The sequence below is a fragment of the Wenyingzhuangia gilva genome, from assembly GCF_030519655.1.
Lineage (GTDB): Bacteria > Bacteroidota > Bacteroidia > Flavobacteriales > Flavobacteriaceae > Wenyingzhuangia > Wenyingzhuangia gilva.
In genome coordinates this window covers 976,131-1,002,758 of record NZ_JAUMIT010000001.1, presented here as the reverse complement: position 1 = coordinate 1,002,758, position 26,628 = coordinate 976,131, and the positions used below count along the sequence as shown (strand labels likewise).

20 protein-coding genes are annotated in these 26,628 nt (G+C 31.9%); 3 read left to right on the top strand and 17 right to left on the bottom strand.

All coding sequences use genetic code 11. The features are described from left to right. The gene (locus QVZ41_RS04525; RefSeq protein ID WP_302883355.1) at positions 1-768 is read left to right on the top strand and encodes a class I SAM-dependent methyltransferase; all 768 of its coding nucleotides are present in this window, start codon (positions 1-3) and stop codon (positions 766-768) included. 3 nt (positions 769-771) lie between these two features. On the opposite strand, the gene QVZ41_RS04520 is transcribed toward QVZ41_RS04525, so the two are convergent. After that, positions 772-1,794: an FAD:protein FMN transferase gene (locus QVZ41_RS04520; protein ID WP_302883354.1), complete on the bottom strand. Its 1,023-nt coding sequence runs from the start codon at positions 1,792-1,794 to the stop codon at positions 772-774. A gap of 61 nt (positions 1,795-1,855) precedes the next feature. On the opposite strand from QVZ41_RS04520, the gene QVZ41_RS04515 reads away from it, so the two are divergent. After that, on the top strand, positions 1,856-2,701 hold the full coding sequence (locus QVZ41_RS04515) for an OmpA/MotB family protein (RefSeq protein WP_302883353.1): 846 nt from the start codon (positions 1,856-1,858) through the stop codon (positions 2,699-2,701). 361 nt (positions 2,702-3,062) lie between these two features. Here the strand turns inward: QVZ41_RS04515 and QVZ41_RS04510 are convergent, their stop codons facing one another. Further along, the gene (locus tag QVZ41_RS04510; protein ID WP_302883352.1) at positions 3,063-4,427 is read right to left on the bottom strand and encodes a hypothetical protein; all 1,365 of its coding nucleotides are present in this window, start codon (positions 4,425-4,427) and stop codon (positions 3,063-3,065) included. A gap of 129 nt (positions 4,428-4,556) precedes the next feature. Between QVZ41_RS04510 and QVZ41_RS04505 the strand changes: the two genes are divergently transcribed. Next, a complete protein-coding gene (locus tag QVZ41_RS04505) occupies positions 4,557-5,495 on the top strand; it encodes an ABC transporter ATP-binding protein (protein ID WP_302883351.1) in 939 nt (312 codons plus the stop codon). On the opposite strand, the gene QVZ41_RS04500 is transcribed toward QVZ41_RS04505, so the two are convergent. The 15 genes from QVZ41_RS04500 to sov all read right to left on the bottom strand — a co-directional run bounded on the left by QVZ41_RS04500 (position 5,492) and on the right by sov (position 26,618). Continuing rightward, entirely contained in the window at positions 5,492-6,493 is a 1,002-nt protein-coding gene (locus QVZ41_RS04500) for a DUF4837 family protein (RefSeq protein ID WP_302883350.1), read from the bottom strand. The genes QVZ41_RS04505 and QVZ41_RS04500 overlap by 4 nt on opposite strands. A 91-nt stretch (positions 6,494-6,584) precedes the next feature. Next, a complete protein-coding gene (locus tag QVZ41_RS04495) occupies positions 6,585-7,931 on the bottom strand; it encodes a lytic transglycosylase domain-containing protein (RefSeq protein ID WP_302883349.1) in 1,347 nt (448 codons plus the stop codon). Beyond that, positions 7,924-8,874 (bottom strand): OmpA family protein, encoded by a 951-nt coding sequence (locus tag QVZ41_RS04490; RefSeq protein WP_302883348.1) that lies wholly within the window; start codon positions 8,872-8,874, stop codon positions 7,924-7,926. The genes QVZ41_RS04495 and QVZ41_RS04490 overlap by 8 nt, the downstream gene beginning before the upstream one ends. A gap of 13 nt (positions 8,875-8,887) precedes the next feature. Beyond that, a complete protein-coding gene (locus QVZ41_RS04485; protein ID WP_302883347.1) occupies positions 8,888-9,652 on the bottom strand; it encodes an exodeoxyribonuclease III in 765 nt (254 codons plus the stop codon). 9 nt (positions 9,653-9,661) lie between these two features. Then, positions 9,662-11,953 (bottom strand): penicillin-binding protein 1A, encoded by a 2,292-nt coding sequence (locus QVZ41_RS04480; RefSeq protein WP_302883346.1) that lies wholly within the window; start codon positions 11,951-11,953, stop codon positions 9,662-9,664. An 11-nt stretch (positions 11,954-11,964) separates the two neighbouring features. Then, positions 11,965-12,426: a gliding motility lipoprotein GldH gene (locus tag QVZ41_RS04475; RefSeq protein ID WP_302883345.1), complete on the bottom strand. Its 462-nt coding sequence runs from the start codon at positions 12,424-12,426 to the stop codon at positions 11,965-11,967. A 13-nt stretch (positions 12,427-12,439) separates the two neighbouring features. Beyond that, positions 12,440-14,038 (bottom strand): regulatory iron-sulfur-containing complex subunit RicT, encoded by a 1,599-nt coding sequence (gene ricT, locus QVZ41_RS04470; protein WP_302883344.1) that lies wholly within the window; start codon positions 14,036-14,038, stop codon positions 12,440-12,442. 136 nt (positions 14,039-14,174) lie between these two features. Beyond that, positions 14,175-14,405 (bottom strand): ferredoxin, encoded by a 231-nt coding sequence (locus QVZ41_RS04465; protein ID WP_302883343.1) that lies wholly within the window; start codon positions 14,403-14,405, stop codon positions 14,175-14,177. Further along, on the bottom strand, positions 14,405-15,649 hold the full coding sequence (locus QVZ41_RS04460) for a peptidase U32 family protein (RefSeq protein ID WP_302883342.1): 1,245 nt from the start codon (positions 15,647-15,649) through the stop codon (positions 14,405-14,407). The genes QVZ41_RS04465 and QVZ41_RS04460 overlap by 1 nt, the downstream gene beginning before the upstream one ends. A 3-nt stretch (positions 15,650-15,652) precedes the next feature. Beyond that, entirely contained in the window at positions 15,653-16,684 is a 1,032-nt protein-coding gene (gene trhO, locus QVZ41_RS04455) for an oxygen-dependent tRNA uridine(34) hydroxylase TrhO (RefSeq protein ID WP_302883341.1), read from the bottom strand. Positions 16,685-17,033: 349 nt separating this feature from the next. After that, positions 17,034-17,903 carry a hypothetical protein gene (locus QVZ41_RS04450; RefSeq protein ID WP_302883340.1) on the bottom strand — a complete coding sequence of 290 codons (870 nt, stop codon included), beginning with the start codon at positions 17,901-17,903 and terminating at the stop codon, positions 17,034-17,036. Between the two features lie 175 nt (positions 17,904-18,078). Further along, a complete protein-coding gene (locus QVZ41_RS04445; protein WP_302883339.1) occupies positions 18,079-18,807 on the bottom strand; it encodes an energy transducer TonB in 729 nt (242 codons plus the stop codon). Positions 18,808-18,857: 50 nt separating this feature from the next. Further along, positions 18,858-19,244, bottom strand: a complete 387-nt coding sequence (locus tag QVZ41_RS04440; protein WP_302883338.1) for a VanZ family protein — start codon at positions 19,242-19,244, stop codon at positions 18,858-18,860. Continuing rightward, positions 19,210-19,590 carry a glycine cleavage system protein GcvH gene (gene gcvH / locus QVZ41_RS04435; RefSeq protein ID WP_302883337.1) on the bottom strand — a complete coding sequence of 127 codons (381 nt, stop codon included), beginning with the start codon at positions 19,588-19,590 and terminating at the stop codon, positions 19,210-19,212. Before gcvH ends, QVZ41_RS04440 begins: the two co-directional genes overlap by 35 nt. Before the next feature lie 11 nt (positions 19,591-19,601). Next, positions 19,602-26,618: a T9SS outer membrane translocon Sov/SprA gene (gene sov, locus QVZ41_RS04430; RefSeq protein ID WP_302883336.1), complete on the bottom strand. Its 7,017-nt coding sequence runs from the start codon at positions 26,616-26,618 to the stop codon at positions 19,602-19,604. Between the last annotated feature and the right edge of the window lie 10 nt (positions 26,619-26,628).

Below are 26,628 nucleotides of genomic sequence, written 5' to 3'. Positions count from 1 at the left end.
ATGGGGCTTTTTAAAACCATATTAAATACCATTCCAAGACCTTGGCTTATCAAAATTAGTTTGATAGCCAAGCCTATCTTAGCTGCTTATTATAGAGGAAATCAATATACCGACCCCATTGATGGTAAATCTTACCGTAAGTTTCTTCCCTATGGTTATGAAAATCAAAGAGAAAATGTATTAGCTCCAGGAACTTTATCTTTGGAAAGACATAGATTGTTATGGCTTTACTTAAACCATCATTCTGATTTTTTTAAAAATCCCAAAAAAGTATTACACGTTGCACCTGAGCAATGTTTTTATCCACTTTTTAAAAAACAACAAAATTTAGATTACACTACTACCGATTTATTTTCGCCTTTGGCAGATGTAAAAGCAGATATTTGTGATTTGCCTTTTGAGGATAACACCTATGATGTTATTTTTTGCAATCATGTATTAGAACATATTATGGATGATGCAAAAGCAATGTCTGAATTATACCGTGTGTTAAAACCTGGCGGATGGGGAATTTTTCAAATTCCACAAGATGTAAACAAAACCAATACTTACGAAGATTTTAATATTACATCGCCCGAAGAACGTAGAAAACACTTTGGACAATACGACCATGTTAGAATTTACGGACTAGACTATTTTGATAGATTGACTAAAACTGGTTTTGATGTAAAGCAATTTAAAGTAACAGATCATTTTTCAGAAAAAGAAATAGAAAAATATGCCTTAATGAAAAATGAAATTTTACCCATATGTGTAAAGAGCGTGTAAATTTTACTCAATAAACTCTAATTGATCACTCGCATAGGTTTTTAATTGATCGTTTTCTATATATATAAAGTATACTTTCATGTTTTTGTGTTTTGCTGCCAACGATTTTGCTTTGTCATATCCCATAGCCATAAAAGCCGTTGCATAGGCATCTACTTCACCACAAGAAACAGGAGCTATTACAGAAACACTCAACAAATCTGTTTGGGCAGGAGAACCTGTCTTGGGATTGAAAGTATGTGCAATTTTTTGCCCCGTAATACTATCTATTCTAAACTTTCTATAGTTACCAGAAGTCGCAATGGCTTCATTTTTTAAAGTTGTTACTTTCTGTAAGCTTCTGGTTCCATCAAAATTAGGTTCTTCTATACCAATGGACCAATATTTACCATGTTCATTTTTTCCTCTAGCCCTAATCTCACCACCTATTTCAATCAAATAATTTTTTATCCCTTTTTTTTCTAAAAACTCGCCAACAAGATCCACTCCATAACCTTTAGCTGTAGCATTAAAATCAAATGTGATATTTGAACTTTGTTTAACAATAGTATCTCTTTTTAAAGATACTTTATCAAAACCAACGTATTGCATCAAACTATCAATTTCTTGTTTTGATGGGTCTCTGTTAGATTTATGTGGCCCAAATCCCCATGCGTTTACCATTTTTCCCACTGTAGGATCAAAGTATCCATCTGTCTCTTTAAATACTTTTTTTGATAATTTAAAAACATTTATAAAATTAGAATCTACCTTAAGAACTGATAATCCATCATTTAACTGACTAATTGATGAATGATTATGATAGGTTGATAAAGAATTATTCATTTCATCAAACAATGATGTGATTTCGGCACTATAATTGTTGTTTATAGTATCGAAGTATTGAATGTGGAAAGTAGTGCCGAACACATTACCTTGCAATTTTTGATACTTTACCTCTTCTTTAGAGCAGGAAATGATTGAAATTATAATAAAACTAAAAAGAATTGATCTTTTTAACAAGTTATCAACAATTGTTTGCTTCATAAGAGTAGGTTTTTATTAGAAAGTTTTTATATTTGTTCAAAAATAATACATTTTATAGACCATGAAAAAAGTTTTGATATTAATCGTGTCAGTTTCATTATTAGCTACTTCTTGTGTATCTAAGAAAAAGTATACTGACTTACAAACAGAATTAGGAGACAAATTAGCAACTACAGAGAAAGCTTTAGCAGATTCTAAAGTAGACTTAGGTGCAGCTGAAAACAAAGTAGCTTCTTTAGAAGACAGAATTAAGTTTTTAGAAAAAGGAAATGAAAAGTACTTAGAAAACGTTGACAATTTAATTGCAATGTCTAAGTCTGCAACAGAAAACATGAGATCTACGTTGTCTCAATTACAACAAAAAGACGAGTACATTAAGTACATCCAAGAGGCTAACTCTAAGAAAGATTCTATCAACTTAGCTGTAGCTTTCAACTTAAAGAAGATTTTACCTAACGGTTTAAACGACGAGGATATTTCTGTTAACATTGAGGGAACTAAAGTATTCATCTCTATTGCTGACAAATTATTATTCAACTCTGGATCTTACAAAATTTCTAAGAGAGCTGAAGCAATCTTAAAGAAAGTTGGAGCTGTTGTTAACGAATACCCTAACATGGATGTTATGGTTGAAGGACACACTGATGACAAGTTAGTTGTTGAAGGTGCTGCAGTTAAAGATAACTGGGATTTATCTGTACAACGTTCTGCTGCTGTAGTTCGTGAGTTACAATCTAAGTATGATGTTTTACCAGAAAGATTAATAGCTGCTGGTAGATCTCAATACGCTCCAATTGCTGATAACAGTACTGCTGAAAACAGATCTAAAAACAGAAGAACAAAAATTATCATCATGCCTAAGTTAGATGAGTTCTTTGAATTATTAGATACTCCAGCTGCAAACTAATTTGTAGAGAAAAATTTACATAAAACAATACCAAAACCTGCTAATTATTTAGCAGGTTTTTTTGTGTCCGATAATTAGCTTTATGAACTAAGAAATCTAAACCATGCCTATAAAATGTTCTGACATATAACAATTCATATATTGTATATTGTATATTGTATATTGAATCAATATCTTATAGACACATGGAAAGATGTTATAAAATACTAAGCATGATATTAAAGACACGTATTATCTACTATCCCTTTTATAATTTAAGAATAATATAAGAGTTAAATAACCTTGTACTGTACTTTCAATTTTAAAACATAAAATAAGTTATAAAAAAAACGTCTTGTTTTCGCAAGACGTTTTTTGATTTCTAGAATTTAATACTCACTCCTATATATGGTCTTACTTGATGAAGCGCTCTAAAAGAACCATCTTCTTTTTCTGCAAAAGTCCATTGATAGTCAACACCTGTTTCCATAAATCTATTCAATCTGTAGGTGACTAATAAATTTGCTAACGAACGTTGATCTAACTTAAAAGCATCTCCTAAATCATTTAACTGGGCTTTTAAATATTTACCTCTTGCCCTAAACTTGCCAATTTCTTTGGTTTGTAAATTAAGACCAACAATAGCACCTCTATTACTATCTGTTAAATTATCTGGCAATAACAATTCTCCTTCAACCTTAACTATACTCAAAATTTCACTTCCTAATTTACCATAAATCCCTTGTGATTTTTCTGCCCCTATTAACTCCATCAACCTATTATCTTTATTGATTTCATAAGCAAAATTAAAAAACTGAGGAATATAATTGTTTTCATACCATTGTCTCTCAATTCTAGCATTTACATGAAAGATATTGGCAACAAATCTAAATTGAGCTTCTAGCCCAGTTGCAAAACCACTTCCAGAATCATAACTTGCGTTTATGTTATAATTCCCTGGATTGGTTTTAATATCATTTGCCAATGCCTCATTTTTGTTCAATTTGGTGTATTGCATATCCCATGTAAGTCTTAACAATGAATTTTGTAATAAAATAGCACCTACATCAAATCCAAAAGCACTGTTACCTTCTCTTGTAAACTTAGTTGATGGAATAGTTCCTCCTACAGAACTTTGTTCATAATCATCTTTATCACTTGCGTAGCTCAGTCCAAATTCAATAGTTTTTACAATAGGAATACTTGTTTGACCAAAAGGTCTGTAATAAGGTCTTATTGCAAATAGTTTTTGAGAACCATTAAAATTTAAATCACTATATATAGCCTCTAAGCCAATAATTTCTTTAAAAGTGACATCTGCACTAAGTCCTACTTTTCTTCGCTCAAAAGACACTGAGTTGCTGTAATTTCCCAACATAGCTCCATACCCTAGTTGCTCGCCCGTCATGTCTCCTAACTTAACGTAAACAGGATCCTTTTTCTTTTTACCGTAGCTTAGATATCTTACCATACGTAAGACTCCTACTCCATTATTAAACTCTTCTGTTCTCATTTCACCATTACTAGCATTAAACAATAAAGGAATGTCTAACCCTAAACCAAATTTCCCAAATGAAAACTCTGGCTGAACCCTCATTCCAATAAAAGTCTGATCACCAATAGTAGTTGCTCCTAAATTTGCAGAGATGTTATTCTCATCTTCAAAAGCACTTTCAAATCCATCTTGGGAAAAAATCATTTGTGACAACAACAACGCCATCCATAAAATTCTACATGAATATTTCATAGCCTATAGTTTTAAGTTAACATATGTTAAAATAAAAGAATCTATTCATAAAAACAAAGAAATTTGATCTTTTCAATGATAAAGAACTCCATTATATAAATATTATCTTTGCTTTTCAACTTCAGATTTATGCTAGAAATTAAAAATGTTTCTTATGCTTATACAGCAAAAAAAACTGTTTTAAAAGATATTGATTTTAAAGTTAAAAAGGGTGAATACATTGCTCTTTTGGGAGAAAGTGGTTGTGGAAAAAGCACATTACTTGAAATTATTTACGGTTTAATGGACCTTGAAAAAGGAGAAATTCAATACAATGGAAAAAAATTATTAGGTCCAAAATATCACTTAGTTCCTGGACATCCATTTATGAAATATTTGGCTCAAGATTTTAGTTTAATGCCGTATACAACTGCTGCTGAAAATGTTGGTGAATTTTTATCTAACATCTACAAGGATAAAAAAAATGCTAGAATTCAGGAACTTTTAGAGGTAGTCGACATGGTTGATTTTGCTAATATAAAGGTTAAAAACCTTAGTGGCGGTCAAAAACAACGAATTGCTATTGCTCGTGTTTTGGCTAAAGAACCAGAAGTTTTATTATTAGATGAACCTTTTAGTCACATTGATAACTTTAGAAAAAATAATTTAAGAAGAAGTCTTTTTAATTATTTAAAAGAACAAAAAATTACTTGTGTTGTAGCTACTCATGATAGTACTGATGCGCTTTCTTTTGCAGATACTTTATACTTAATTAGAGATACCAAAATTATAGCGAATGGTACTCCTGAAGAAATTTATCTAAACCCTAAAAACAAATATGTGGCTTCGTTTTTTAATGAAGTAAGTGAAGTTGCTAACCATGATATTGGTGTTGATAAAAAAGGGGTTTCCATTCTTTATCCTGAACAAATTAGCATTGTAGAAAAATCATCCATTAAAGCAGTGGTTAATGGTAGTTACTTTAAAGGTACCCATTACCTTGTTGAAGCTACTTTAAACAACACAACATTAATTATTAAGAGTAATAGGCCTTATGCTAAAAACGAGGAGATATTTATTAAAATCTAGTTAATTTTAGCTGTTTTTAAAATTGCTTCTAATTCAAAAACAAAATCTCTTTTGTTTACTGATGGTGCATAATTAAACCCTTCAATTACAACTACTCTATTATTTTTTTTATCCACAACAGAATAATTTAAAAAAGGACCTGCATTAAAAGCATTAAACACTTCCCATGTTCCTCTACTTTCATAAGCTTTTTTTCCATCAATTGTGGTAATTTTTACGCTTGGTGTTCTTGCAGCTTCAGTAATCATGTACATTTTCTCAGTATCATTACCTCTAATATAAGCCTTACCAATACTATCTCTATTCTTAATTATTTGATCTAAAACAGGCTTGTTATCGTCAAAAAGTGGAGCTTGATACACAATAATATTATTGGTTTGATCTCCAGTAGCAATTCCTCCTGCAATATGACTACGCATCCACATAAAAGAACCTAAAGTATCCATGACCATTCTGTATTTACTAGGAATATCCATGGTTACACCCAATTTGGTTAAAGCATTTATTTTTTGAGTATATTTATTTTCAACAACTTCTTGTTGTATAGATTTTAAATCCCCATCCTTAAATGTATTTACTATTTCATTTGCTTTTGCATGTATTAGATTCACCAAATTTTCTACTGATGTAGCCTTAATCTCTAAAATAGTTTGTGGCTGTGCATATTTATTAGTTGATGATTCTAACTTTTCATTATCTGCTAATTGTAGGAACAATAAATTTCTACTATTCTTAAACATTTTTGTAAAAGCACTTGAAGGAATGGTAGAAACTCCAAATTGATATTCTACTTGTGGTAAACCTGGAATCGGTTCTTGAATCACTTCTCTAAGAGCATCCCCAGCAGATCCTTTCCATACATCAGGTTCAACAACCACAACTACATGATTAATCCTACCTGTAGAACTAGGCTTTGTATAGTCATTATTTGTCTTTTTCCCATTATCACCACAGGCAATAATAAGTAGAAATGCAAGTAAGGTAATTATCTTTTTCATAATTGTATGTTTTATGTATAACCAAAGGTTACTTAACTTATAGAATATATACCCCAAAGATTGTTCCAACTTACTTCAGGTTAAGAAAGGATTAATTTATCCTTTTTGGATAGATAGTTAGCCTTTGTCCAATTTTTAAATTAGTGGAAGTTAAATTATTCCATTTTTTAAGATCTCTTACATAAACTCCATGTCTTTCAGCAATCAATCCTAAATAATCTCCAGATTTTACCTTGTAACGAATGCGTTGATTCATTTCAAAATACTTTGGCAAAGGCTTTTCTCTTTTGTTGGCCTCAGCAGTAGCGTATTCATAAATCTCTTCTTCTTTATCTACAAAAGCCAAAGCATCTTTTAAGGGCAATACTAATTTGTAATTTCTCCCCTTTACATAAGGAACAATATTTAATTTATATGATGGATTTAAAAATTCTAACATTTCAATATCTGTCCCAATCTTGTCATGTATTTGCTGAAAAGTTAACAATTGTTTTACCTGAATACTATCAATGTCAAAACGATGAATACGTGGCTGTTCTGTTCGAATATGATGTTCCTTTGCATACTCAAAAATATACATGGTTGCATAAAATGCTGGCAAATAATCCGAAGTTTCTTTTGGCAAATAAGGTCTAATATTCCAGTAATTGGTTCTATTTCCCGATCTTCTAATCGCTTTTGAAACATTTCCTGGTCCAGAATTATAGGCCGCTAAAGCCAAATCCCAATCGTTAAAACTGTGATATAATCGCTCTAAATACTTACATGCCGCTTTGGTAGCTTTTACAGGATCTTGTCTTTCATCTACATAAGAACTGACTTTTAAATCATACATTTTTCCTGTTTGATACATAAACTGCCACAAACCTGTCGCCCCAACTCTAGATTTTGCTCTAGGTTTTAGAGCAGATTCTACAATTGCCAAATATTTAATTTCTAAAGGAATTTCATAATTAGCTAACTGAGCTTCAAACAATGGAAAATAATATTCTGCCCTAGCCATCATATCAGGATAATATTTCCTTCTATATTTTAAATAGCTTTTAATAACCCTTTCTAACTCTATATTATATTCTAAATGAAAAGGTGTTTTAGAGTTGATAACCGATAAACGCTTTTTTAAAGTATCTGTTGGTAAATCATCCCATACAGTAAATTCCTCCTCACTATCATTAGTATTTAAATCTATAAAGACATCATCCATCAAAGAAGATTTGTAAACATTGTCTATCCATAAACTATCTATCTTTGCCAATGCTTCAGCATCTATGGTATCGTTTAGGTAAACGGGAGTTGCAATCTTTAAATCTTCTGAAACTATTGCGATCTTGAAATTATCTTGAATACTATCTTTTTTTTCTTGGGCATACAAAGAAATTCCTACAAAAAACAATACTACACCTAATTTAGTCCTCTTATACTTCAAAATACTACTCATTCAATAATTTGGTTACTTCATCTAAATTTGGAGACAAAATAATTTCAATTCTTCTGTTTTTTGCCTTTCCTTCAGGAGTTTCGTTTGATGCTACTGGTACATATTCACTATGTCCTGCTGCTGTAATTTGCTTTGGAGAAACGTTATTCTCTTGTAAAATTCTCACAATTGCAGTCGCTCTTTTTACAGATAAATCCCAGTTATCTTGAATCACGCCTCCAGTTCTGTAGGGATCATTATCTGTGTGACCTTCTATTAACACATCAATAGTAGGGTTTTGAACCAACACTCTTGCCAATTCTACTACTGCAGATTTTCCATTAGCTCCTACCGCCCACTGTCCAGAACCAAACAACAATTTGTTCTCCATAGAAACATATACTTTTCCATTTCTTTGTTCAACAGTTAATCCTTTTCCTTCAAAACCTTTTAAAGCATTGCTAATAGCACTTTTTAACTGTTGCATTGCTGCTTCTTTACTTGCTATTAAAGCTTCTAAGTCTTGAATTCGTTTAGAACGAGCATCCAAAGCAGCTGTTAGTTTTGCTAAATTTGCTTCTTTTTCAAACAAAGCCGTTTCTTTAGCTCCTAAGTCATTTAAAAGTTTTTGATTTTCTTGAGCTTTACTACTAATTGCTTGAGAGCTATTTGAGGCCAGAGCATCATAAGCTTCTTGCAGCTTACCATATTTCTTTAAAGTTGCATCAATCTCTTGGTTTAAAATTTTAGATTGATTGGTGTAATACAACTTTAAATCTTCTAAGTCTCTTATCTGCTTATTAAGATCAATTTGTTCTTTGATTAATTTATCATTTTTAGCAATTAAGCCTGCATTTGTATTTGCCAATTCATCATACCTATCAGATAATTCTGTAAATCTTTGTTTGGTAACACAACTGGTGAATAATGCTACTATAAAAATTGAGTAAACTAATTTTTTCATGTGACTTGATTTCTTATTTTGATATTTCTAATACTATTGGACAATGATCAGAATGTTTGGCTTCTGGTAAAATGTAGGCTCTTTCAATTCGATCTTTCATATTTTCAGTAACCATATGATAATCTATTCTCCAACCTTTGTTATTGTTCCTTGCATTGGCTCTATAACTCCACCAAGAATAATGATGTGGTTCTTTGTTCAGATGTCTAAAACTATCTATAAATCCAGTACTGATAAATTTCGATAGCCAATCACGTTCCACGGGTAAAAACCCTGAAGTGTTTTTATTTTGTTTAGGATTATGGATGTCTATTTCTTCATGACAAATATTATAATCTCCACAAATAATTAAATTCGGAATTTCTTTACGAAGTTCAGTTATATACTCTAAAAACTCATCCATATAGTTGAGTTTAAAATCTAAACGATCATCGTTGGTTCCAGAGGGTAAGTACAAACTCATTACTGAAAAAGTATCATAATCTACACGTAAATTTCTACCTTCAAAATCCATGCTTTCTATTCCAGTTCCGTACTCAACATGTTTGGGTTCTTCTTTACATAAAACCGCCACACTACTATATCCTTTTTTCTGTGCAGAAAACCAATAATTGTATTTATATCCTATGTTTTCAAACTCAGAAAGATCTAATTGTTCTTTGTGAGCTTTGGTTTCTTGCAAACAAATAATATCTGGATTTGCAGCTTGTAACCACTCTAAAAAACCTTTTTTAATGGCTGCTCTAATACCATTTACATTGTAAGAAATAATCTTCATATGTTTATTTTAAAAATCAGGATTGGTTTCTATTAAAGAAGTTTCATCAACTTTATCGTCATCAGAACCACAATCAATTGCTATACCAAAATTATCAGGTTGTACAAAATCTTCTTGACTTATAGACAAAGTTTCATCGGCATAACATTTTTTCATAAACAAAGCCCAAGTGGGTAAAGCCATACTCGCTCCTTGACCAAAAGTGATTCCTTTAAAATGAGTGGCTCTTTCATCGGCACCTGTCCAAACTCCCACAGCCAAATTAGGCACAACTCCCATAAACCAACCATCAGATTGATTTTGTGTGGTTCCTGTTTTTCCTGCAATAGGATTTGTAAACTCATAAGGATAACCTGTAGCAACATTTTCAGGATATTTACCCCATTTTCCTCTTAAACGAACTCCAGATCCTTCCATGGTTACTCCTTTTAGTAAATCTAAAACCGCATAGGCGGCTTCTTCATTCATAACTTCTTCAGATTCTGGCACAAAACGCTGTAATACACTTCCATTTTTATCTTCAATTCGCATTACCATGGTTTGGTGAACTCTAAATCCTTTGTTGGCAAACATGGCATAAGCACCTACCATATCATACAAACTTGCATCTACAGTCCCTAGAGCAATAGATGGATAAGGATCAATATTTGAAGTAATTCCAGATTTTTTTGCCAATTGTACTACCGTAGAGGGTCCAACCCTATCAATTAACTGCGCTGTAATTACATTGATAGATTTTGCCAAAGCTTGTTTTAAGGTTAATTCCCCTCCATATTCATCACCTGCATTTTTAGGTGTCCAATCTTCTAGCAAACCATATTTTCCTTGTGGAATGGTAAAAGGTGTATTTGTATATTTTTCACATGGAGAAATTCTAAACTGATTGATTGCAGATGCATAAACAAATGGTTTAAAAGTAGATCCTACTTGTCTCTTTCCTTGCTTTACATGATCATATTTAAAATACTTGTGATTGATTCCTCCTACCCAAGCTTTAATATGTCCTGTTTGTGGTTCTAAAGCTAACAATCCAGAATGCAAGAATGTTTTGTAATATTTGATAGAATCATAAGGAGACAATAGAGTGTCTTTAGTTCCTTTCTTCCAATCAAAAACTTCCATTTTTCTCTTTTTCTTAAAATTCTCTAAAATCTCTTTTTTACTTACTCCTTTTGCTTTTAAAGTTCTATACCTATCTGTTGTACGCATGGCATTCCACATCGTTCTGTCTATTTCGGAAGCATCTAAATCATAAAAAGGAGCTGTTTTATTGTTCTTTTGTTCTTTAAAGAAAATACGTTGCAAATTAGACATGTGTTCATTTACAGCCTGTTCTGCATACTTTTGCATTCTTGAATCTAAAGTCACAAAAATCTTTAAACCATCTGAATATAAATCATAACGAGTTCCATCTGGCTTAGGATGATTTTTAATCCATGTTTTTAAATAATCTCTTAAATATTCTCTAAAATAAGTAGCATGTCCATCACTATGTCCTTCTGGATTATAGTCTATTTTTATAGGTAATGCGTTTAAAGAATCTTTTTCCGTTTCGGTAATGAATCCATTTCTTTCTAACTGACCAAATACGGTTGCTCTTCTTCTTAAAGCATTTTCAGGGAATCTTCTAGGATTGTATAGTGATGGGTTTTTTGCCATTCCCACCAAAATAGCAGATTCTTCAAGGTTTAACTCAATAGGTTCTTTGTTAAAATATATTCTAGATGCAGAGCGAATTCCAATAGCGTTGTACAAAAAATCATACTTGTTTAAGTACATCGTAATGATTTCATTTTTGGTATATTGTTTTTCTAACTTTACCGCAATCACCCATTCTTTTAACTTTTGAGCAATACGTTTTACAATATTTCTGGTTCCATAATTTTCGGTAAAAAGCTGCTTAGCAAGTTGCTGAGTAATGGTACTTCCTCCTCCATCTTGTCCCAATTTAGCAATGGCTCTGGCCAAACTAAAAAAGTCGATACCTGAATGTTCATAAAAACGTTCATCTTCTGTGGCCACCAAAGCGTTTACCAACTCTTGTGGTAACTCGTCATAACTTACAGGAGTTCTGTTTTCTCTAAAATACTTTCCTAGGGTAACTCCATCAGATGATATAATTTCTGAAGCAAAGTTTTTTTCAGGACTTTCTAATTCCTTAAATGTTGGTAATTTTCCAAAAGCCCCCATACTTACCAATAAAAATATGGCAAATACACTTAGCACAGAAAATGAAAACAAGGCCCAAAATACTTTTAAATAAAAAGTGTAATTCGGTTTTGTTGCTTTTTTCTTATCCATTACTATAAATATTAATCTTGTATTTTTTCTATTCTAAGGCCAACATCTGTAACCCCTTTTAATTCTTGAAGTCCTTCTATCTCTCCTCTTTTTCTCATGGCTTGATAGAACTCAAACGTATAAGTTCCTTTTTTAGTAAACTTATATTTTTCCAAATAATATAGCTTATTATCTTTTACATCTGTCATTCCATCTCCTAGCCAATTTCCAAAAGCATCTGCCATCTCATACTCTAAAGTATCTTTTAAAATAGCTCCGTTAGGCAATGTCATTTTACTGATGATATATAAATTTCTATACGGATAGTCACTATCAGTACGAACGTTTAAAAACACATTTTGTTGTGAATTGATATCATCAATGTCAACTTCAAAAACTACAGGTTGATCTAACTTCCAAACACTATTTTCCATGGCTTGATAAACATCGTATTTCTTTTTAGAATCACAAGAAATAGAAAGGAATATAACCATGAAATAAATAATTTTATTCACTCTTTGCAGGCCCATTGTTTGGTTTATTAGGTCTTTTTCTGTTGTTTCTACGTTTTGGTTTGTTAGCATTTGGAGTCCCTTCATTCGTCTTTTCAGCATTCCCCACTGGTTGATTTGGGTTTGTTCCTTTTTGAGGCACTCCATCAGTTTGTGATTTCTTTCTTTGAGGTTTCCTCTTTGGTCTAGGTTTATTTGGCTGATTGACATCCGTATTTGTATTCGCTTCTAATTTAGCCTTTGGATTTACTTTATCTCCTTGAGATTTATTGGCATTGTTACGTCTACGATTATTTGGCCTTTTCCCCGTTGGTTGATTACCCTTTTCTTCTGATGAAACTGTAGTATTCGCAACGTTAGATTTTGATGGATGATTTGGTTTTCTTACAGGTGGCTTATTACTCTCTGTAGAGTTTGCTCTAGGAGCATTTGGTCTCGGCTGATTGCTTCCTGATGCTTTATTTTTAGAACGATTGTTTTTTCTACGTTTAGATTTTTGCTTAGGTTCATCAAAACGAGTTAAACTATCTTGACCAACAACATTTTCAAAATCTACTTTAGTTTCTTCAATATTTTCAGCATCATATTCTTCAAGACCATCAACAGTATTCCCTTGTTTATTCTCTTCTAAAATTTCCTGAACTTGTTCTAAAGTAAGTTTAAACCACTTAGATTTATCATCTTTATAAGTATACCATAAAGTTTCTTTAAAAATGTCCATTTTTACAAACGTAGCCAATCCTTTTACAGTTTTTAGCATCACACTTTGTGATGGAAATCCTTTTAAAGCATCTAGATAAGTATCTAACTCATAATTTAAACAGCATTTTAACTTACCACACTGACCAGCAAGTTTTTGAGGGTTTAAAGAAAGTTGTTGATATCGAGCAGCAGCAGTATTTACTTTTCTAAAATCTGTTAACCAAGTAGAACAACAAAGCTCTCTACCGCAAGAACCTACACCGCCTAAACGGGCTGCTTCTTGACGCAATCCAACTTGTTTCATTTCTACTCTAATAGAAAACGCCGAAGCCAATTCTCTAATTAACTGACGAAAATCTACACGATCATCGGCCGTATAATAAAAAGTAGCTTTGTTCCCATCCCCTTGATACTCAACATCAGAAAGTTTCATTTTAAGCCCCAGCCTAATTATAATTTCTCTTCCTCGTTTCTGAGTTTCAATCTCTCTATTTCTAGCTGTTTCCCATGTTTCAATATCTTTAATGGTCGCTTTTCTGTAAATTTTCTTTACTTCTTCACTATCTACGGCTACTTTTTTCTTCTTCATTTGAATTTTAACCAATTCTCCTGTTAAAGAAATTGTACCTATATCGTGACCTGGATTTCCTTCCACAGCCACTACTTCACCAATAGTTAATTGAAAATTTTTCTCATTTTTATAAAAATGTTTACGTCCGTTTTTAAAACGAACTTCGACTATATCGAATGGTTTTTGACCTGTAGGCAATTCCATGTTAGAAAGCCAATCAAAAACTGTTAATTTATCACAACTGCCGGTACCACAACTTCCGTTGCTTTTGCAGCCATTTGGCACACCACCGTCTTTCGTTGAGCAACTTGTACAGCTCATATATTTTATATATTATTTCACACTATGTGCAAGATTCATAATTTAAACAAACTAACTTCAATGTTAATTTTTTAATCAATTTTTAAAGATAGAATTATTCTAACAGAAAGTAAAACTAATCTGCCACTATCGTAATCTACATTTGTTTTACCTGTATAATCTTTACAGGACATGCATTTTTAGCTTCAATAGCAGATTCAAAAACTGTTTCATCTAGAGATTTTAAGGTAAAAAAACCTTTTTTGTCTTGGGCATGTAACAATACTGATTTTCCATCTTTTTTAGACATCTGAAATTGTTCTGGTGCTAATTCAACACAATAATTACAGCCAATGCATTTGTTACGTTGTAAAGTAATGATTACCATTATGCTAAGACTATGTTTTCTACAATTTTATACAACTTGTCTGATGGACGAATTCTAAAATCTAATTTTAAAGTACAAGAATCTCCCTTTGAAGCTTTTTCTGCAGGTTTTTCATCAACAAACAATTCTTGTACTTCCATTTCTTTAGCCCCTGTAGTTGGACCTGTAATTAAAATGGTATCACCCACGTTAATATCATATGCCTCTATTTTAAACTCACCCACATTTGCTTTTGGAAAATAATGCATTCCCTTTCCTAAATACACTTTTTTTTGAGTAGCATGAGAACCCGATCCTTTACTCCATTCCCCTAACTTTTGTCCTAAATAATATCCACTCCAAAAACCTCTGTTATAAACTTTTTCAAGTTCTAACATCCAAGAAATCACTTTTTCTTTGTCAAAAGTCCCAGCTTCTAAACTATCAATAGCTTCACGATAACACTTAATAACTTTGGCTACATATTCTGGAGCTCTACCTCTACCTTCAATTTTTAAAACTTTGATTCCTGCTCCAGCAATTTCATCTAAAAAATCAATGGTGCATAAATCTTTTGGAGACATAATATATTCATTATCCAACTCCATCTCAAAACCTGTCTCTTGATCTATAACCGTATATTTTTTTCTACAATTTTGTTTACAAGCACCTCTATTTGCAGAGGAATTAGCCGAATGCAAACTCATGTAACATTTTCCAGAAACCGCCATACACAAAGCTCCGTGTCCAAATATTTCTATTTCAACCAATCTACCAGAAGGCCCTTTTATTTGTTCCTTTTCAATTTGCTGAGTAATCTTTTTAACCTGACGTAAACTTAATTCCCTACTTAGCACAATGGTATCGGCAAACATCGCATAAAACTTAACCGTTTCTATATTAGTGATGTTTATTTGAGTAGAAATATGAACTTCCATCCCCTCAGCTCTAGCCATAGCAATTACAGCTTGATCCATACAAATAACTGCCGTAATATTAGCTTGTTTAGCTTTTTTGATTAACGTTTTTACGATAGACAAATCATGATCGTAAATAATTGTATTTAAGGTTAAATAAGAACGAACCTTTTTTTCTTCACATCGTTTAGAAATTTCTTCTAAATCATCCAAAGTAAAATTTACAGAAGCCCTTGCTCGCATATTTAATTGTTCTACTCCAAAATAAATAGAGTCGCAACCATTATCTAAGGCAGCCTGCAATGATTCAAAATTCCCGGCAGGAGCCATTAATTCTATTTTTTGCATGACTTATTTTTTAAACTTTAAAACTTCAGAACGTCCTTTTTTAAAAATCTTATTACTGTTAGATTTACCTTTTCGTAATTCTTTTTGTTCTTCGTAAGACAAAGCATTAATTTCCTTACACTTATCCGAACAACATTCATTCATTTTTTCTTTACAAGAATCACACTGTATAAATAGTAAATGACAAGCTTCATTGGCACAATTTACATGGGTATCACATGGTGCTCCACATTGGTGACAATTAGAAACGATATCTTCGGAGATTCTCTCTGATTTTCTATGATCAAAAACAAAGTTTTTCCCTTTAAATTTATTCTCAAGACCTTTCTCGTTTACTTGACGGGTGTATTCTATAATTCCACCTTCAAGTTGAAATACATTTTTAAAACCTTTGTATTTATAGTAAGCACTTGCTTTTTCACAACGAATACCTCCAGTACAATACATCAATAAATTTTTATCCTCTTTATGATCTTTTAAATCAGCTTCAATAATATCTAAAGAATCTCTAAAAGTATCAACATCTGGCGTAACAGCTCCATCAAAATGACCAATTTCACTTTCGTAATGATTACGCATATCTACACAAATCGTATTTGGATCTGCTAATAGTTTGTTAAACTCTTCTGCATTTAAATGAACTCCTTTATTTGTCACATCAAATAAATCATCATTCAATCCATCGGCTACAATCTTGTCTCTTACCTTAACTTTTAGTTTTAAAAATGATTTATTGTCTTGCTCTATGGCGATATTTAATCTAATATCTTTTAAAAACGTTATGCTATCTAAATGTTCTTTAAACTCATGAAATCTATCTGCTGGCAAAGATAACTGAGCGTTAATCCCTTCTTTGGCTACATAAATTCTACCTAAAACCTCCAATTGATCCCAGGTAATAAATAAATGATCTCTAAAAACTTGTGGATTTCCAATATGGTGATATTGATAAAAAGAAATAGTTAAACGGTCTTTACCCGCTTTATCAATTAGTTGCGCACGTTCTTCTGCGCTTAACTTATTATACAGTTGCATGCTATATGAATTTAGTTAAACATTAAAATTTGCTGCAAAGATAGGGAAACAATTTAAACATAGAGGAATCTCGATTATTAACATATAAAAGGATTCCCTTTAAGAAATTACATTCTTAAAGGGAATCCTTAAAACTAAAAACTATAAAAAACTATACATAATAATGGACAAATGCCATGCCAATAATTATATGTATAAAAAGAATTGCCTTTAGAAATATTTCTAAAGGCAATTCTTAAACTAAAACTATGAAAAACTATATTCTAAACTTATTAATACTTTACAAAACTTGTGCCGAAAAATAAAAAAGCACTGCTAAATAAAATTCTTTTTAAATTATTTGGCTCCTTTAAATTGCCAATTTATAATTAACAACATTTCCATTGTGTTTTATAGTAACCAAATAAATACCTTGAGTTATATTTTGATTTAAAATCTGTTGTCCTAACATATTACGAATACTTATAATTTCTCCATGATTGGTAATAATTTGTTGATTGTGTACTGACAATATTAATCCTTCAATAATACTTGTAGGTTTAGACAATGTCGCTAGTTCAAATACTGTTGAATTAAACGGAATAAATAACTCACCATCATTTGTATCAGTTGTCCAATTCTCTTCGTTATTAATTAGTGTTTTATACTGACTAATTGTTTTACCTGTTCTTGCTCCTGTATACTGACCTCCATCTTTACTCTGAGTCTTATCAATAACTAAATAATTATCTCCTACGATTAATCCTGTTTGCGAAAAATTAGTTCCTTGTCCAGTTTGCCTGTATTCAAACCCCGCAAGCCAAACCGTTACCTCATTTGTAGCAGGATTTCCTAACGTAGCAAAAATATTATCACCTTCACTAGCTGTTAAAAGAAAACCCGCATTACTTCTAGAAATAATTCCATTTGAAGCTCCAAATGCTGGATTTGTATCATTATCTGTATCCGTAAAAGTCACAACTGTTCCTGCTGCAAGCGTAGACTCTCCTACAACCCATGTCAAAACCCCTTCAGAATCATCAATCATTCCTGTTCCATCTGAATTAGGCTCACTATCTGTAAAATAAATGGTTGTACCCGCTGGGATGTCTGACAATACAACAATAGCAAAATCATCATCTCCATCAGCATTATAGCCAACAAAAGCGATATCTCCTTGGTTTTGTGCAAATAATGATGCAGTAAATAATGTAAACAATTTTAATGTAATCTTTTTCATAATGTTTTTTTACTTTTAAATTCATTTTAAAAATAAAAAAAACACATAAAAGACTCATAATCTTCATACTACGAAAAAACACAGTTGACTTTTACAAAAAAAATATAAAAGTATATAAACAAAAAAGCCCCTTGATAAAATCAAGAGGCTTTTTATTTATTATGTGATAACTTTACTACTCTACTCTAAATACTAAAGGTAAAGAGAACAATAAGTTTACTTTTCTACCATTTTGACTAGCTGGTACCATTTGAGGTAAACCTTTAAGAGTTCTCTCAAACTCTTTTTGCAATTCTGGATTAGAGGCTCTTACTTTAATTTCAGAAACTTTTCCGTTAATGTCAATTTTAAACATTGCTGCCATTCTTTGAACACCACTAAGCCCTAATTCTTCAGCTAAACCAATATCAAAATTCTTACTGATGTACTTACTCACCATTTCACTAAAGCAGGCTTTCTTATCCTTGGCTTTTTCACAACCAGGAAAAATAGCTGGATTTTGAATTGCCGCAAAAGGCACATCTTCATATGCAATGACTTCACTTTCATCACTATACTCTACAGCTTCAATATCTACAACATCTTCTAAATCAACATCTGTAGTTTGAATAACCACTTCTTCTATTTCAACGTCATCTTCAACCTTTTCAAATTGTTCTGGAGATGGTGGTGGTGGCGGTGGCGGTGGTGGCGGTGGTGTAGATGGCGGTTTGATTTGTGTCATCACCATTGTCTCTACCTCATCCGACTGTAGGGTTACTGATTGTAGTTCCTCTACAACTCTGTCATAAGTTTTGCTCTCAATAGCCACATAGACTACATATAGAGCCAAAACCAATCCTAGCAATGTAAAAACTTTGCTAAAATTTTCAAGATTAGATTTAGGATTCTTTTTAACTTCCATTGTTATTCAGTTGAATTGAATTTTAGTTTGCTAAAATAACGAAATTAGAATTAGACTTGCAAATATATACGACTAAGGATTTTCAAAAAAATAAATCCCAAAATTACTCCTATGGAATTAGCCATAACATCCATTAAATCACCAGTTCTGTGACTCGTTAAACTTAATTGTAATAACTCAATAATTATACCATAAGCTATAATTATTAAGAATAGACTAAAAAAACTCACAGGTAGCTTACCTAATTTACAAGATAACATCCAAAAGAATGAAATCACGGCATAGGCAAAAACATGCTCAAATTTATCGGTATAAGAGTAATTAAAATTTGGAACTCCTTCCATATTTATCAAACTCAAAATCAACACCAATACACTAGAACTGATGGCAAAAAACAGGCTATTACGCTCCAATAAGTTCTTTATACGCTTCAGCATCTAATAAGTCTTGAACGTCTTCTATATTATTTGGTTTTACTTTAATCATCCACCCTTTACCGTATGGATCTTCATTTACTACTTCTGGTTCATCCTCTAAGTCTTCATTAAACTCTATCACTTCTCCAGCAATAGGCATAAATAAGTCCGATACTGTTTTAACTGCTTCTACAGAACCAAAAACTTCGTTTGCGTCAATCGTTTCATCTAAAGTATCAACATCAACATAAACAATGTCTCCTAATTCACTTTGGGCAAAATCTGTAATTCCAATTACAACTACATCTCCTTCTACTTTTACCCACTCGTGGTCTTTTGTGTACTTTAATTCTTGTGGAAAGTTCATTTCTTTATTTTTTAATTTCCTAGGTTATATACTATACTTAGTCCTGTATTGATAGATTGTCTTGGGTATAATGTTGAAATTGCATAACTAGACACGTTCTGATCGTAATACAAACTTGCCGTAAAATTACGACTTAAATTATAATCTGCTGCAATTTTAATTCCTAATAAATTTTGTCCTCCAACAGGCTGACTCGCTGATGCATCAATACTTCTAATGCTTGTAACATCAGTTCTATATGAAACATCTGCTTTTATATTTACATCCCCTTTTAACGTTTTTCTTTGTTTTAAGAATCTTGTTTTAAGAGATACGTCTTTAATACGATAACCAATTCCGAACACATATTCATTTCCTAAAACTTCAGATAAGGTGGTGTTATTTAAGTTTAGCGATAAAGTTCTACTGGTATTAATGGTTCCTCTAAACGATAATGAATTTTTTAATTTCACATCAACTTTAATCAATGGTGAAAAAGCATCAACCAAGGTAACTCCTGAATAAATTAAGTTTGATTGAAATGGGTTGGTAATATCTGAATTTAAATTACTAGAAAAATTGTTAATAGTATATGATGAATTATAACCATGTGTAAGGGTAAAATTGCTAAAGTTACTTTTGATAAACCCAATATTCATTAAACCTCTATAGGTTAATTGCCAGTTTGGTATTGGCAAACTCCTAAAAATAGTTTTATCACTACTGATAACATCTCCACCACTGTATGCCGATAAGAAAGAATGAATTAAAACTTCTTGGCTATTTAATGCCTGAGTTAAGGTACCATTTCCTGCATTGATTTCTCCCTGATAATTAGGATGTATCTGACTCACCACTTTTGATCTATTACTGATGAATGTGTTAAATAATTCATCTGCATTACCATTAAAAGCCGTTTTTATCAATGAATATGAAATATTAAAGTTTCCGTAAGTATTAACCTTAGAAGCTTCTATATTATTACTCCCCGTAACATAATCTATTTGCTGACTAGAACTACTGGAATAAGTTCTATTTCCAGTTAACTGAATATTTAAATCATTAATTGGCTTAATGGTTACATCATAACTAGCACTTGTTACCAAATTTTGTGCGTAATTTTTATTGTAAATAATATCATCAATTGCTCCAGACCTACCTAGTAACCAACCATTAGTTACCGCATTTTGAAGTATATTGGTTTGTTGTCCAAAAACATAACTTAAACTTGGAGCATAAGCACCATTGTATTTATTTCTCCCCAAAAATCCTATTTCTGGAACATATCCATTTAAAGAACTTCCTGTATTTCTGTTGTAGCTTAATTTTGCCGTTTTAAAGGAACTTAACAATCCATATATAAAATCTCCCACAGAAGCTCCATTTTTCTTTTTCCCCCTACCCACGTTAGGCATTTTTGTTTTTTTGATAGGTAATGAAAACAATTTCTCGAGTCCTATCTCTTTGTAAAATTTAGAAAAGTTTAAATTACTTGTAAAGTTATGCGTTTGCCCATTCTGAATCGTATTTCCTACTTTTTCTACAAATGATGGAGAAGCAGCCTGCCAGTTAAAATTTCCCGAATAAGAATAATCTGCATTTACAAAACTTAACAACGGAATTTTATCAATAGGGATTTTATAACTAGCCGTTATGCTTTGTGCATAATTACTTGGCCTACCAATATTAAAGAAATTAGAATATAAATCTAAATTTTCAATTTCATCTTCTGATGTTCCATCTCTTTCGTAAGTATCGTAGATATAATTGTTACTTGCATTAAACGCAACATTAATAGCACTAGATACTTGGTAACCGATGTTATAATTCCAATCGAACATAAAATTACGTTGCTTTAGTATTGGAATAGAATTACTTCCAGGAGCTAATGTAATTTCTGATAAATCTCTCGTTTTATACTCACTGTAATTCCTTTTGATATTACTATTAACACCAATAGAGGATGGCAACAAATTGAAGTTAAAATCTTTAATCAACTTTAAATTTTTATTATCAAAAAGAGCAACATTCTTAAATGGTTCTACCTCAATTTGTTTAAACTTAAAAGCATAATTAGCAGAAGCATTCACACTTTGTTTGATGTCTTTTTCAATGGTATAACTTTCATTTACAGCATCGCTATAGCTATAAGAAACACTAAAATTTTCTATGTCATAGACTTGTGGTTTACGTGTACTTCCATCAGCTCTGTCTTTTTTTACATTAATTAAACTAATGCTTCTTCTCTTACTCTTAATATCTATACTTTTACTGTTTGGATTGATGTCTTTGGTATCTTTTGATAGAACATCTTCGTATTTAGGATCAAATTTCGGAGTTCTAATTTCTTCTGAAACTGTGTAGTTTACAGGAATTTTTACATTCCAATCGTTCGGTAATAACTGACCTACATTTACACTAGTATTAACACTGTAATTTTTTATCTCTTCTTGACTTCTTTCATTCACACTTTGGTCTATGCTTCCAAAACCTATTGATTGATATCCTCCATTCACCGCTACTTTAGCAAAATCAGCAATATTAGCATCTGCAGATATTTTGGTTGCCCAACCTCCTTTGTTGTCAAAACCGGACATTCTTAATTCATTAAACCACACCTCTGCAGATTTTTGAGTAACATCTTTGTTTTTAACCCCCATAAAAATGGTTCTCACATTTGATAAGTTAGGACTACCTTTTACACTAAGAATAGTACCATTACTATTCACAACAGAAGTATTTCCTTCTAATTTTAACTTTGTTAAATCTGTTAAAGAAATATCTAAATTATTTGCCTCTGGCCAAACATCATAAACCCCTAAAGCATTACTAGTTCCAAAATTTGGAACATCTGTCATTTTTAAAGGAATTTCTATTTGGTAATAGTTATCATTGGTATCACTTCCCAAACGAATCACTGCAACTAAATCGTCATCATTTACAGTATTGGCTGCTAACTCTTCGGCATGAATAAACATTTTTAAACGCTTAAACATACGCATATCTACATTCACATTTTTATAAACTCCAATGGTATTGTCTTGTTCAAGATTCTCAATCTTTACACTTAAAGATTGTTCATTTTGTTGCAATACATTGGCTGTCCCTTGTAAGTTTTGTCTAACAATAGTTGGAGGTAAAATATAATTGACAGGAATTCTGTTTTCATTCTCTTCAATATTTACCGTTCCTGTTTCTACAATATTTTCTGTATCCGTTAAAGCTCTATCGGTTAAATTATCATTTTGATCAATAATTTGATCATAAATTCGCCAATCTCCTCTTACCAATTGTAATTCTGCAAAACGCAAAGCCACAGGAATTTCAAAATCGGTTAAGAACATACGCATAAAACGGATGGATTGAAAACTATTAATTCCTCCAATAGATCTACCATTAGCAATAGGCACTCTAAACAAATACCATTTAAACTGTTTATCGGTTCCGTTTTCTAAAGTTACGGTTGTAGTTCTCTCGTCAAAAATATATGGATTGGTAGTTTTACTTAAATTGTTTTGAGACAAATCAACTTTGTATTGCCAGTAAGCATTTAAAGTGTTCATGGTTTGATCTCTATCAATATCTTCTACATCTGGGTTGTTGGTTGCAGCTGTTGGATAGGCTTCTTGAGACAATGCTGCCGTTGGTGAGTTCCCTTCGGTATTGTTATAATTTTTATAACGTGTTAAAATAGATGCATTTTGATTATCTAAATCTGTTCCTCTAAAAAAGTGATAATCATCTGATGATGGATCCTCTAAAGCTGACAAGTCTGGAAATCTGTTTTTTTCTTCCTGATTATTCATTCCATCCAAACCAACATCTTGATTTCTCCTAGTCTCATCTCCTTGATCAAAAGCATATAACAATGACTTTTCAGTAGGAATATTAGCCAGATTAGTTTGATCTACTCCTACTGAAGTATCCCCATTCTCTGGTAAACCATTCTCAAATCCTTTTCTATTGTCTTTTAAAATGTCCTCAGAAATACTACCTAAGTTGATATATAAAGTTCCTTTTTGATTGGTAGGATTAGGATTTGTTACAATTCCCTCACTATTGGTAATACTATAATTTTGATAAGGATCTTGCACCCAAAATTCTATGTACTGAACGTTTGATCTTTGAAAATCTGTAGTTGTCAATCCTCTAGAAATTCCTGCCCAACGTTTCTCCGGATTACTTAGCTCTCGTGGATTTGAATTAGAAATTGGCTCATAATTGTATGGTCCACGTTCATTAGGATAATAAGTAAGGTCAAAAGTTTGAAGATTGGTTCTTTGGGTGATGTCTAAATTTCTTTGTGGAAACAATTCTTGACTTTGCACCGGTCTTACCTCTGCTCTGGAGATTTCATTAGGATCAATATTACTTGGCTTTAAAGAAGTGTTACTATAAAACAATTGATCAATATTATACCATGCTAATTTTGCACGTTTTTTACCATAATCAAGACTGTTGTTGTTTGCTTCTCCAAAATCCAATCCATCAAAACTTACAGGCACACTTGCCAAAGACCAATTTTGTGCAGTTCCTATATTGATAGGTATTTGTGCTCCTTCAAAATCATCAATATACGTGGTGGCTTCTCCACCAATATCTATACTAGACGGAGTGTTGGGTCTTAAATAAGCAATATCTCCTCTTACCGAAATATTAGAAGGAGCATCCGTATCAACATTTGGCAAATAATTCGCCAAATCTGTTAACACAGGAGCCTCCGTACTATAATTAAAATTTAATCCGTACATAGAGTTGTTAATAGGATCTTGACCAAATTGAACTTTATTAGTCATTGGTCTTTCGCTAATATTTAAATAAGTAGCTCCTAAAACAAACTTATCACTAAACTTATGTTCCACATCAACTCCTACAAATGTTTTTCTTTGTTGATTAAAGAAAGTGTTATTTTCTAAAGATACATTCACCGCTTGGCCAGAAGCTTCAATAGATGGATTGATGATTTTTACCCTACCTGCAAAATAATCAACGGTATAATCTATTCCTTCTACCAACACAATTCCTCCTGCTGTTACCGTAACCGACCCTCTTGGCACATTAAAAGCTCCAAGAGAAATTCCATCTGAAGCACTGGCCTTGTATTGTCCTTTAATTAAAAACTTATCTTTCTTTTGATAATCATTTTCTGCTACAGATGCCGTAGTAGTATATAATTCATTAAATACATATTTATCTTTATCAGCCTGATTTGTTAATATCTCCTCTAAATCTCTACCAAAAGGTTCAATGGTTGGAAAAATAATACTTCCATTTTTAGAATCTACCGTTAAATTTTCTACATAATCAAAAAAACCATCACCTTTATAATTGTTTCCACTTGGTCTGGTTAAATTATTATTAGCATCTAATCTATCTAAATTGGTAATATTTAAAAGGGTTCTGTTTTTTATTTCCTCTTCTGCATCAAGTAAATTGTTTGATGCTTGTCCTGTAGCATCATTTCTATATAATAAATCCAAACGGAAACCATCTCTTTGCATGTCATAAGCTCCTAAAGAATATATATTCTTCATCATTAAATTCCATACAATGGCTTGGGTGTCTATTAATTGTGGCCTAATTAATTTTACCACAATATTTTTATCACTTTCAATTCCATCAGTAGACAATTCTCCAACCCTATACGCTTGTCCGTTATAAGTATATTCATAGGCAATGGCCATAACATCTCCATCGTTTAAACGAGAGTTTATAGAAATATATCCCAACTGAGGATGAAAAGTAAATTCATTAGAAGTTAATTTGCGAGCATTTTCTACAATGGCATATTCTGCCCCTTGCTGAAAAGCCGATAATTCTGTTGGAACATCTTGAACATTTCTTAATTGATTGTTTTGAGTTCCTACATATTGACTTAAATTGTTTGCTTTGTTGTCTGGAATAAATTGAGCATTTATGGGCGTTTCCATTACAGAACCATTGGTAATATTAGATTTTGTATTATCATACTTATCCGTTCCCGATTCTGCCAAATCAACCAAACCAACAATATTTCTAACATCTTGGGTATTGGTATTTCTATTGGTTACCCACACCTCAACTTTTGTAATTTGAACTGCTGAATTAATTAACGGTAATTCCTTTAAAGCATCATTGTATCTATTTCTAAAATATTGTGCTATAAAAAAGTGCCTGTTATTATCGTATTGAGTCGTTCTTAATTCAAACTGAGACAAGGCAGAACCTCCTTCTGCAATTACATTTTTGGTTTGAGATTGTTGCTGAGAAATAACTCCTGTTACACTAGTGGCTCCAAATTGTAATTTAGTTTTTACCCCGAACAAACTTTGTGCACCGCTAATTAAATTATTCTTAACATCCATGGATACATTCCCCACTTCAATACTTCTAATAATATCATCTTCGGTAGGTTCGTAGGCTAACTTAACCTGATTTTGAAATGAGAAAGTAGATTGTGTATCATAATTAATATCAGCCGTTAATCTTTCACCAACTTTTGCTGTTAAACTTGCTCTAATTTGTTGATCAAATTCTGGCGTATAACTTTTTCTATTTTCTTCTGACAACAAAGGATTTTCAACATTTTGATACAAAAGACCAAAACGAAGGGTAACAGAACCTCTTGGAATTAATTTAATTTCTGAACCTCCAAAAACCGTTTCAAAAAAATCATTATTCACATAAAAAGTAGGTAATAAATCTTTTTGATCTGCTTCAGAATCCTCTCTAATTCCATCAATAGCTCTAGATTTTGCTTTAAAATAATCTTGAATATCTTTTTTTAATCGATAATCTTGATATTCTTTTTCTGTTAAATATTTTGGAGTAGTAAAACTAGAGTTTCCTATTTTTTCTCTAACGATATATCGACCAATTTTAGGATCGTATTCAACCTTTTTTTCTGTTGGATTTTTTAAATACAAAACACCATCAGAATGATTGTCAAAAGAATAAGCAGGAGCTTTATCCTCTATGTTTATTGTATCGTTTTCCTTTTCTTGTCCGTAACCATTATATGTTACAACAAGACCTAATAATAGAATTATTATTCGGGAAAAAATTTTCAATGTTATGTTT